Raw genomic sequence first — 8,685 nt, 5'->3', positions numbered from 1 at the left:
AAGTCGATGGCGGGGTTGAAGCTGGATAGGTCYAATTCCAGCCGATAGGTCTCGGACAGCGCCTCGTCCAGCGTGAATTCGATGACGTCGAAGTCCAGACCGCGGCCAGAGGGCGTGAAGGTGAAGCGCAAATCGGATTGGCGGGGCATCAAGGCCTCTCAGGACGAACGAAGTGTGCGGAAGAACTGTGCAGATCAACAGGCAGGAGCGCCGCATGAAAAACCGCGGCTGCGCCCATTCGCAGCCGCGGCGGCATGCCTTAGCTTTCCAGCGGTTTGCGCCAGTCGTCCGAGGCTTCCGTGCCGGCGATCTCATGCGTCCACGTGATCTTGCGGTAGGCCATGGCTACCTTGATCAGTTGCGTGAATTCCGCCTTGCTGGGGTCTTGCGCGTGCGGGAGCACGCTGGTGATGTCCACGATCGTGGCGTCTTCCAGGGCGGTGGTGAAGAAGTGTTCCTGCTTGCCGTCGATAGAAGTGCGGTACCACTTCACTTCCACTTCGGGCAGCATTTCGCCGGAGGCCAGGGCTTGATACAGCAGCGGCGTGGCCTTGTTCAACGCGCTGGTAAACGTGAAGGGCTTGTGCACGCGCTGACCCGACGGCTGACCGCTTTGCGGGTCGGTCGGGGTGTTGACGCGGTGCTCGATTTCCTGGACCAGGATTTGGTCCTCGTGACCTTCTACATAGACGTTGCCGACCGAATCAGCGGTGAAGGCGCCTTCGGTGAGGTTGCCTTGGGTTTTGCCGGAAATGCTGATGTAGGCGGGGGTAGGCATGACAGACTCCGTTGTCGTCGTAGTAATGAATGGCCGTTCAAGGCCGGGATGCTTCCCGAAGGAGGCGCTACGAGGACATATGCAACATCCGTGCCAGGTGCTGCGGAGTCAAAAAAATATCAATTAAATCAATGGGTTGAAACGAATTTAAGACGATTACGAAAAAACGAAATCGCAAAAAAACCCGCGAATAGCGGGTTTTGGACCGAAAATCAGGCCACATTTGACCCGAATAAAAATAAGTACTTATGAATCAATAGCTTGGAGCGGGCCAAAACTGGCCCGACCGAGTCAAATCTGGCCCAGGGAAGCCGCCGGGGTAGATAGCCCGTCGGGCAATTCGGTACGAGCGCGTGCGGTCAATGTGGTGTCAATGCCCTGGCTAAGCGCCGTCAGAAGCAGATGCGGCGCCAGATTCAGTTGCGCCAGCAACACGCTGTTCTGCGCCAGCTTCACCAGCGCCTCGGGCTGCAACGCCKCCAGCCACAGACAGGCCTCAGGCGACAGTGGCACCCCCGCCATAGCGCCGGCCTCACCCGAGCGCGCCAAGCGCTGCAATAGCAGCAGGTACATCAGATTGGTTTCGTGGATATCGCGCAGAAGTTCGGTGGATCTCGGCATCGGGCACCCCAGACTTCGTTGATTCCACAACATGGCCGCGGCCAAGGCGGAATGGCGCGTGGCGTCCTCAGGAGAACGTCTATTTCAAACCCGAGACGGGCTTGCGTGCCGATATGGTTTGTCGATCATATTTAAGCGACTCTGACGCGTCAGTAATGGATTTCCCTGTACGGCGCGCCGGCATATCTACATATTCTAAAGACGACGCATTCTCATTTATAATTCGGCGCATGCCAAGTGGCGCGCGCCGAAGAATGACGGCGCGCGGTTTCTCGTTTCAACCCAAGGCGCGCGATGACATCCTCTTTCCAAGACAGCCAGACGTTGCAACGCGAGCATGCCGCGCTGCTTGCCGCATATGGCCACGCGCAGGCGCATTGCAGCCAGCTGCTGAGCGCGCAGGCGGCTCGAATCGTGCACCTGGAAGCGGAAACAATGCGCTTGCGCGCGGCGCTTATCGTCAGGGACACCGCGTTGGCGTGGTCGCGCGCTGACCGTGCCGCGTTGGAAGCGTCTATTCCCGGCTTGCCCAAACGCGTCGCGTTGTCGCGCCGCGTGGCCCAACTGGTGGAACGTGTTCAGACGCTGATGCGCGAACGGCTCGCATGGCAGGACTGGATCAGCCAGGCGCGCGCCAAGCCCACGACGACCCTTGCGGACACCCCGGCCGCCCGCGCGTCGGGGGCCACGGTGGCGGCGGTGGCGCTACGCGAAAAATCCGTACTCTGCGTAGGCGAAGATGCGATGGCGTTGATGCTGACGCGCAAGGTCGTTGAAATGGCGGGGGGCCGCTACCTTGGCCATAGTGGTGGCGATGATCTGGACGGCGCCACCCTGGAAGCCAGCCTTGTCCAGGCCGATCTGGTCATCTGCCAGACGGGATGCGTCAGCCATGGCGCTTACTGGCGCGTAAAAGACCATTGCACGCGCACCGGCAAGCAATGCGTGCTGGTGGACAAGCCGGAAGCGCTGAACGCCCTGCGTCTGGAAGCCGAGCAGGAACGGTAGCGTCGCGTTACCTTGCGTTTCCGCATCATGGCGTCCCCCCGCAATACAGTAGGCGTTGGCAAAGGGGCAGACATGTTGAAAAAGCGGGACCGCGTGGCGCTTCCCTGGACGGACACGCTTGCGCGTCTGGAAGATGAGCGCATCATGTTGCAGCGCATTGCCGCCGGCATGCCGCTGGCGCACGTGCTTGAACATGTGTTGAATGCCATTGAGGCCCAGTCCAGCGTTGAACTGCGCGCCGCCATCGCCCTGATCGATGAAACCGGAACGTTCCTGCTTCATGGCGCCGCGCCCAGCCTGCCGGCGGAGTTCAGTGAAGCGGTGCAACGCACGCCCATCGGGCCAAATATCGCATCCTGGGGCACGGCCGCTTACACCGGCAGCCCCGTGTATGTGGACGACATCGCATCGCACCCCGATTGGGCGCGCTGGCGTGACTTGGCCTTGGCGCATGGATTGCGGGCCTGCTGGTCCACCCCGATCAAAGCGCCGGACGGCCGCTTGTTGGGCGTGTTCTCGAACTACTACAGCGCGGTGCGCTCACCCTCGGCCTACGACATCGACGCGATTGCGCTGGTGACCCGCAGCGCGGCGCTGGCCATCGAGCGCCATCTGACGGAAGAGGCGTTACGCAGCAGCGGGGAACGCTGGCGGGCTATGTTCGATGGCATGCAGGAAGCGTTTTTTCTTAGCGAGGCCCTGCGCGATGAAGACGGCCGCATTGTGGACTTTCGTTTTCTGGAGGTGAACCCCGCCTTCGAACGGCAGACCGGCATGAAAGAGGGCGACACGCTGGGCCACACCTTGCGCGAGATGATTCCCGGTGTGCCCGGACAGATCATGGACGCCTTCGCGCAGGTCGTTGAAACGGGCGAGCCGACGCAGTTTGAATTTGCCGTGCCCGCGCCGAAAGAGTCGTGGTACGAAGCGCGTGCGCGCAAGGATGGGCCCGATCGCATGATGGCTCTGTTCCTGGACGTTACCGCGCGCAAGGCGGCCGAGACCGAGCTGTGGGAAGGGCAGCATCGCAAGAATTTCCTGCTGGCGCTGGGCGACCGCATGCGCGAACTGCATTTTCAGGAAGAGATTGAACAGGCCGCCTGCGAGGGCCTGGGCCAGCATCTGGCGCTGGGCATGGTCGCCGTGCTGGACTGGTCGGGTGACGCCGAGCCGGCCACCGTGTCGACCTCTTGGCGTTCTGAAGCGGACTTGGCGGGGCAGCAAGCCCTGGCGCCCGAAAAATTGGGCAGCGATTTTACCGAGGCGCTCCGCAAGGGGCGCACGGCGTATCTGCAACCGCTGGTGGCGGAGCCGGGCGGGGAAGTCCGCCCGTCTGCGATCGTGGTGCCGATGCGCCGATGGGGCCGGCAGGGTGGCGCGCTGCTGGTTCGCCCGCTGGTCAACAGCCGGCTCAAGGCCGGTGACATTGCGTTCATTGAAGAGGTGTCCGAGCGGCTGTGCGACGCCGTCGAGCGTTCGCAGTATGCGCGCATGCTTGAGCAGCGCGTGGAAAATGCCATCGCCGAACGAGATCGGATCTGGCGCTTGTCTCCTGAGCTGCTTGCCGTCGTCGATGGCACCGAGCGCTTTGTCAGCGTCAACCCGGCTGTGCGCCCGATTCTTGGCTGGACGCCGGAACAGTTCCTGTCCATGGGCTTGGCCGAAGTGATCCACCCCGATGATCAGGCCGCCACGCGCAACGCCATTGCGCAAGCCTCGCGGGGTAACCCGGCCCAAGCCGTCAGGCATATGGAAAACCGGTTGCTGAAACGCGATGGCAGCTACCGCTGGATTACGTGGAGCATGTCGTGGTCGCAAGACAGCTTGTACATGACCGGCCGGGACGATACCGACTTGAAAGTGCAGGCCGAGACCCTGCGCGAAACCGAACAGGCGCTGCGTCAATCGCAAAAGATGGAAGCGGTGGGCCGCTTGACGGGCGGTATCGCGCATGACTTCAACAACATGCTTCAGGGCATCACGGGCGCCCTGTACCTGATCCAGCGCAAGCTGGCCGCTGGCACGCCGGAGCAGGCGCAACGCTTCATCAATGTGGCCATGGATTCGGCGAACCGCGCCGCGCATCTGACGCAGCGGCTATTGACGTTTTCGCGCCGCCAACCCATCGACCCGAAGCCGTTCAGCGTAGCCTCGACGCTGCAATCCATGGCGGATCTTTTCCATCGCTACACCGGAGAAAGGGTGCGCCTGCTATTCAATTTGGAACCCACGCTTTGGACGGTGCGGTGCGACAGGAACCAATTTGAAAATGCGGTGCTGAATCTGGTCATCAACGCCTGCGACGCCATGCCCAACGGTGGCGCGCTGACGGTATCGGCATTGAACAAACCCTTGGATGGGGTGGCGTTGCGCCCTTATCCCGGCGTGAAACCGGGCGACTTCGTCGAGGTGTCGGTCACCGACGTTGGCTGCGGGATGCCGCCAGACGTGCTGGCCCACGCCTTCGACCCCTTTTTCACCACCAAGCCGCTGGGCGAGGGCACGGGCCTGGGCTTGTCGATGATCTACGGCTTTGCCAAGCAGGCCGGCGGCATGGCCACGCTGGAAAGCGCGGTGGGCCAAGGCACCACCGTCAGGCTGCTTTTGCCCAGGTTCGACGGCGCGCCGGATGCCGCACAGTTGTCTGAACCGTCCACGCCGCAGACCGCAGGCGTGGGGCGGCAGTCGCTGGTGGTGGTGGTGGAAGATGACGACAACGTGCGCGAGATGGTGCACGAGTGCCTGGCCGAGCTGGGCATGCAAGTGCTGACGGCCTCAGACGGCGAAGCAGGACTTGAACTGGTGCTGGGCACGGCCGACATTGATTTGCTTGTCACCGATGTCGGGTTGCCTGCGCTGAACGGCCGGCAATTGGCCGATGCCGCGCGGGCGGCGCACCCAGGCCTGAAGGTTCTGTTGATGACAGGCTACGCAGAAAGCGCGGCCCGCGATGGCGGCTTCCTGGAACGCGGACTTGAACTGATCGTGAAGCCATTTTCGCTGGACGTGCTGGGTGAAAGGGTGCAGCGGATGCTGGATTCCAACGAGGGTGATGGCGCTGCGGGGTGACGGCGTTGCAAAGGCAGGTAAAAAATACCTGTTCACGCTGCTCTGCCAGTTTCCTGGGGCGGAACGCCCGGCGGCAGGGCCGGGAACGGGGCTTGCTTAATGGAAAGTGCATTCCAACCTAGGAGCCTGACCATGAAATCTCGTGCCCTGACTTGCGCTTTTGTACTGATGGCCGGCCTGACGTCCGCCGGCACGGCGTTGGCCCAATCCGCCGCGCCGACCACGCCGTCTTCCACGCCGAACGATGCGTCCGCCGCGCAGCCGAATCGTGCGCTGCCGCCGGGGCAGATGGCGCCCGCACCCAACGCGACGCCGTCGACCGGCACCACGCCGCCCAGCACGCAGCACAGTGGCACGATGTCGTCGGGTAAGAAGCATTCGGAAGAAACGCCGAAGCGCCCGCGCGAAGCGAACGATAACGTGCCGCGCACGCCTGCGGCCGGTGCGGCTCCCCCTCCGGGATACCCGAACTCGGGCGGCTCGAAGTAAGTAGCCCGCCACGAAAAAGGCTTCCTTCGGGAAGCCTTTTTTTGGCCTGATGATTTGCAGCCTGACCAGCCTGATGATTTGCGGCCAGACCAGCCTGATGATTTGCAGCCAGACCATTGACCGTTCATCGTTCACGGCCCACCGTGACGCATTGCTAGTGCTGCCGGCGCAACTCCGCAGGCGGCACGCGCAACTGGCCGCGATACTTCGATACCGTCCGGCGTGCCAACAGAATGCCGCTTGCCGCCAATTGCTGCGTCAGCGCCACGTCTGACAAGGGCATGGACGGGTCTTCCGCTTCCACCATTTCCTTGATCAGCGCGCGCACGGCGGCAGCGGAACAAGAGCCGCCGGATTCAGTCGCCAGCTCGCGCGAGAAGAAGTGGCGAAACTCGAAGACGCCACGGGGCGTCACCATGTACTTGCCGACCGTGGCGCGCGAGACCGTGGATTCGTGCATGTTTAAATCGTCGGCCACTTCGCGCAACATCAGCGGGCGCAGCGCCACCTCGCCGTATTCAAAAAAGGTCTGCTGACGTTTGACGATGGCCTCGGCCACGCGTTGGATCGTGGTGTAGCGCTGTTCGACATTGCGCACCAGCCAACGCGCTTCCTGCAATTCCTGCGCCATGGGGCTGCGGTCATCCAGCCGCGCGCGGCGGAACAGGTCGGCATAGGTGCGGTGCAGCCGCGCATGCGGCATGGCGTTGCGGTTGGGCAGCACGCGCCAACGGCCTTGCCATTTATCCACGAACACATCAGGTACCACATAGACGGGCTCGTCCACGCTGTAGCGCGAACCCGGTTTGGGGTTCAGGCTGCGGATCAATGCGCAGGCGTCGCGCACCTCGTCGTCGGAACACCCGAGCACGCGGCGCAGGCCGACGCAGTCATTCTTGCCCAGGCGGTCCAGATGCTCATTCACGATACGCAAGGCCAGATCGCGGATCGACGCGTCAACGGCGCGAACGGTCGCCAATTGCAGCGACAGGCATTCCGCCAGATCGCGCGCGGCCAGGCCCGGGGCATCCAGCTGTTGCACCAGACGCAGCGCCGCCAGCCATTCGCCTTCGTCGGGCGGGGGGCTGAACTCGGGATGCTCTGTGCTGCACAGGCTGGTGAGCGGCGCGCGCAGATAGCCGTCGTCGTCTAACGCATCAATGATGAATTCGGCAAGCAAGCGGTCGCGCGGCTGCAGATGATAGTTACCCAAATCCGCCGACAGACGTTCGCGCATCGACACGGACGCGCTGACCCATTGGCCCATGTCCTTGGTGTCGCCGCCGCTGGCAGATTGCGTGGGATAGTCGCCGGAATAGGCGGGCGCGTCGGGTGGCGTGTCATCGGCCTCGGCCGTGGCCGGGCTGGCCGGTTCCGCAACGTGTTCCGTTTCGCCGCCACCGTGGACGCTACTCAAGGGAACCGCGCCGATGGACGGCTGGTCGTTATCGAGCTCGTCGATATCCTCAAGAAACGGGTTGGTGGCAAGCGCGTGTTCCACCGCAGTCGTGAACTCCAGCGCTGACATCTGCAGCAGCTTGACGGACTGCTGCAAGCGGGGCGCCAGCGTCATTTGCTGGCGCAGGCGCAATTCTTGCGTAGGGTGGCCCAAACGAGTCTCCTGAATGGAAGCCGCCAAAGGGCGGCGCATCCTGGTACTCATGCAAGAACTGTGCCAACTGCGTTGCCGGGCGGAAAGCGAGGTGCGAACCGCCTGCTTGCGCGACCGTATTACAAGCGGGCGGTAAGAACTGCTCAGTGCCCGGCTGCGCCTTCTTTTTCGTACACGTCCAGGCGGTTGTACAAGGTCTTCAGGCTGACGCCCAAGGTGTCGGCCGCCAAGCGCTTGTCGCCATCGTGATGCGCCAATGTCGCCAGGATGAATGCGCGTTGCGCGCGGCCCAGCGGCATGCCTACCGGGAAGTTCAACGCGCCATCGCGGACTTCGGCTTGCGAGTGCGCGGTTGCGCGGGTGAGTAGTGGGGTATCCAGTTGCGCGTCGGACAAGATGTAGGCGCGCTGCACGACGTTGCGCAATTCGCGGACGTTACCCGGCCAGTCGTGCTGCGCAATGGCGTCCAGCATGGCTTTGGAAAACGTCTTTTCCGTGCGGTGCTGCGCATTCAAGGTATCCAGGAACCGGTGCGCCAGAATCAATGCATCGTCGCCGCGCTCGCGCAACGGTGGCACGCGCAGCGGCACGACCAGCAGCCGATGCAGGAAATCTTGCCGTAGCCGGCCTTCAGCCACCGAGACGCCCGGATCGCGATTGCTGGCGCAGATGATGCGCACGTTCGCGCGCAGCAAGTCCGAGCCGCCAACGCGTTGATAGGTGCCGGCTTCCAGCACGCGCAGGAAATGCACCTGCATGTCGGGCGGCATTTCGGTGACTTCATCCAGGAAGAGGGTGCCGCCGCTGGCGTATTCGAAGTAGCCTGCATTCTGCGACACCGCGCCGGTAAAGCTGCCTTTCTCATGGCCGAAAAGTTCGGCATGGGCAAGCGTGCCGCTGATAGCGCCGCAGTTGACCGCCACGAAGGGCTGGTCGCGCCGTTCGCTGGCGTCGTGAATCGCGCGCGCAACAATTTCCTTGCCCGCGCCACTTTCGCCAACGATGAACACGCTGGCGTCGGTCGAGGCGGCCAGTTGCAACTGGGCCCCTAGTTTTTGCATGACGGGCGACAGCCCCGTCACGTCCATAAGGGTCGGGGGGGACGCAA

General features: G+C 62.9%; 7 protein-coding genes. 3 read left to right on the top strand and 4 right to left on the bottom strand.

The features are described from left to right. Positions 1 to 259 precede the first annotated feature (259 nt). Together AC1DB0_RS28410 and AC1DB0_RS28405 are read right to left on the bottom strand one after the other, a co-directional pair. Entirely contained in the window at positions 260 to 778 is a 519-nt protein-coding gene (locus AC1DB0_RS28410; RefSeq protein ID WP_054422131.1) for an Hcp family type VI secretion system effector, read from the bottom strand. A 291-nt stretch (positions 779 to 1,069) separates the two neighbouring features. Further along, positions 1,070 to 1,399 carry a flagellar transcriptional regulator FlhD gene (locus AC1DB0_RS28405; protein ID WP_476758802.1) on the bottom strand — a complete coding sequence of 110 codons (330 nt, stop codon included), beginning with the start codon at positions 1,397 to 1,399 and terminating at the stop codon, positions 1,070 to 1,072. Positions 1,400 to 1,693: 294 nt separating this feature from the next. Here AC1DB0_RS28405 and AC1DB0_RS28400 point away from each other — a divergent pair, with 294 nt between their 5' ends. The 3 genes from AC1DB0_RS28400 to AC1DB0_RS28390 all read left to right on the top strand — a co-directional run bounded on the left by AC1DB0_RS28400 (position 1,694) and on the right by AC1DB0_RS28390 (position 5,965). Further along, on the top strand, positions 1,694 to 2,407 hold the full coding sequence (locus AC1DB0_RS28400; RefSeq protein ID WP_175168953.1) for a DUF2325 domain-containing protein: 714 nt from the start codon (positions 1,694 to 1,696) through the stop codon (positions 2,405 to 2,407). Positions 2,408 to 2,479: 72 nt separating this feature from the next. Next, positions 2,480 to 5,476 (top strand): GAF domain-containing protein, encoded by a 2,997-nt coding sequence (locus AC1DB0_RS28395; protein WP_447577856.1) that lies wholly within the window; start codon positions 2,480 to 2,482, stop codon positions 5,474 to 5,476. Positions 5,477 to 5,608: 132 nt separating this feature from the next. Then, the gene (locus tag AC1DB0_RS28390; protein ID WP_054422134.1) at positions 5,609 to 5,965 is read left to right on the top strand and encodes a superantigen-like protein SSL4; all 357 of its coding nucleotides are present in this window, start codon (positions 5,609 to 5,611) and stop codon (positions 5,963 to 5,965) included. A gap of 154 nt (positions 5,966 to 6,119) precedes the next feature. On the opposite strand, the gene AC1DB0_RS28385 is transcribed toward AC1DB0_RS28390, so the two are convergent. Beyond that, positions 6,120 to 7,616, bottom strand: coding sequence for an RNA polymerase factor sigma-54 (locus AC1DB0_RS28385; protein WP_054422135.1), 1,497 nt, complete (start codon positions 7,614 to 7,616; stop codon positions 6,120 to 6,122). Positions 7,617 to 7,720: 104 nt separating this feature from the next. After that, a complete protein-coding gene (locus AC1DB0_RS28380; protein ID WP_346553380.1) occupies positions 7,721 to 8,665 on the bottom strand; it encodes a sigma-54 interaction domain-containing protein in 945 nt (314 codons plus the stop codon). Between the last annotated feature and the right edge of the window lie 20 nt (positions 8,666 to 8,685).

It is taken from the genome of Achromobacter sp. 10T422, from assembly GCF_056394065.1.
Note: the sequence above shows the minus strand (reverse complement) of the source record. Positions and strands in the feature narration are given on the sequence as shown.

What these genes read in the sequence shown, in the direction of transcription:
- AC1DB0_RS28410 (WP_054422131.1), bottom strand. Translation starts at nt 778, where the DNA reads ATGCCTACCCCCGCCTACATCAGCATTTCCGGCAAAACCCAAGGCAAC.
- AC1DB0_RS28400 (WP_175168953.1), top strand. Translation starts at nt 1,694, where the DNA reads ATGACATCCTCTTTCCAAGACAGCCAGACGTTGCAACGCGAGCATGCC.
- AC1DB0_RS28395 (WP_447577856.1), top strand. Translation starts at nt 2,480, where the DNA reads ATGTTGAAAAAGCGGGACCGCGTGGCGCTTCCCTGGACGGACACGCTT.
- AC1DB0_RS28390 (WP_054422134.1), top strand. Translation starts at nt 5,609, where the DNA reads ATGAAATCTCGTGCCCTGACTTGCGCTTTTGTACTGATGGCCGGCCTG.
- AC1DB0_RS28385 (WP_054422135.1), bottom strand. Translation starts at nt 7,616, where the DNA reads ATGCGCCGCCCTTTGGCGGCTTCCATTCAGGAGACTCGTTTGGGCCAC.
- AC1DB0_RS28380 (WP_346553380.1), bottom strand. Translation starts at nt 8,665, where the DNA reads ATGGACGTGACGGGGCTGTCGCCCGTCATGCAAAAACTAGGGGCCCAG.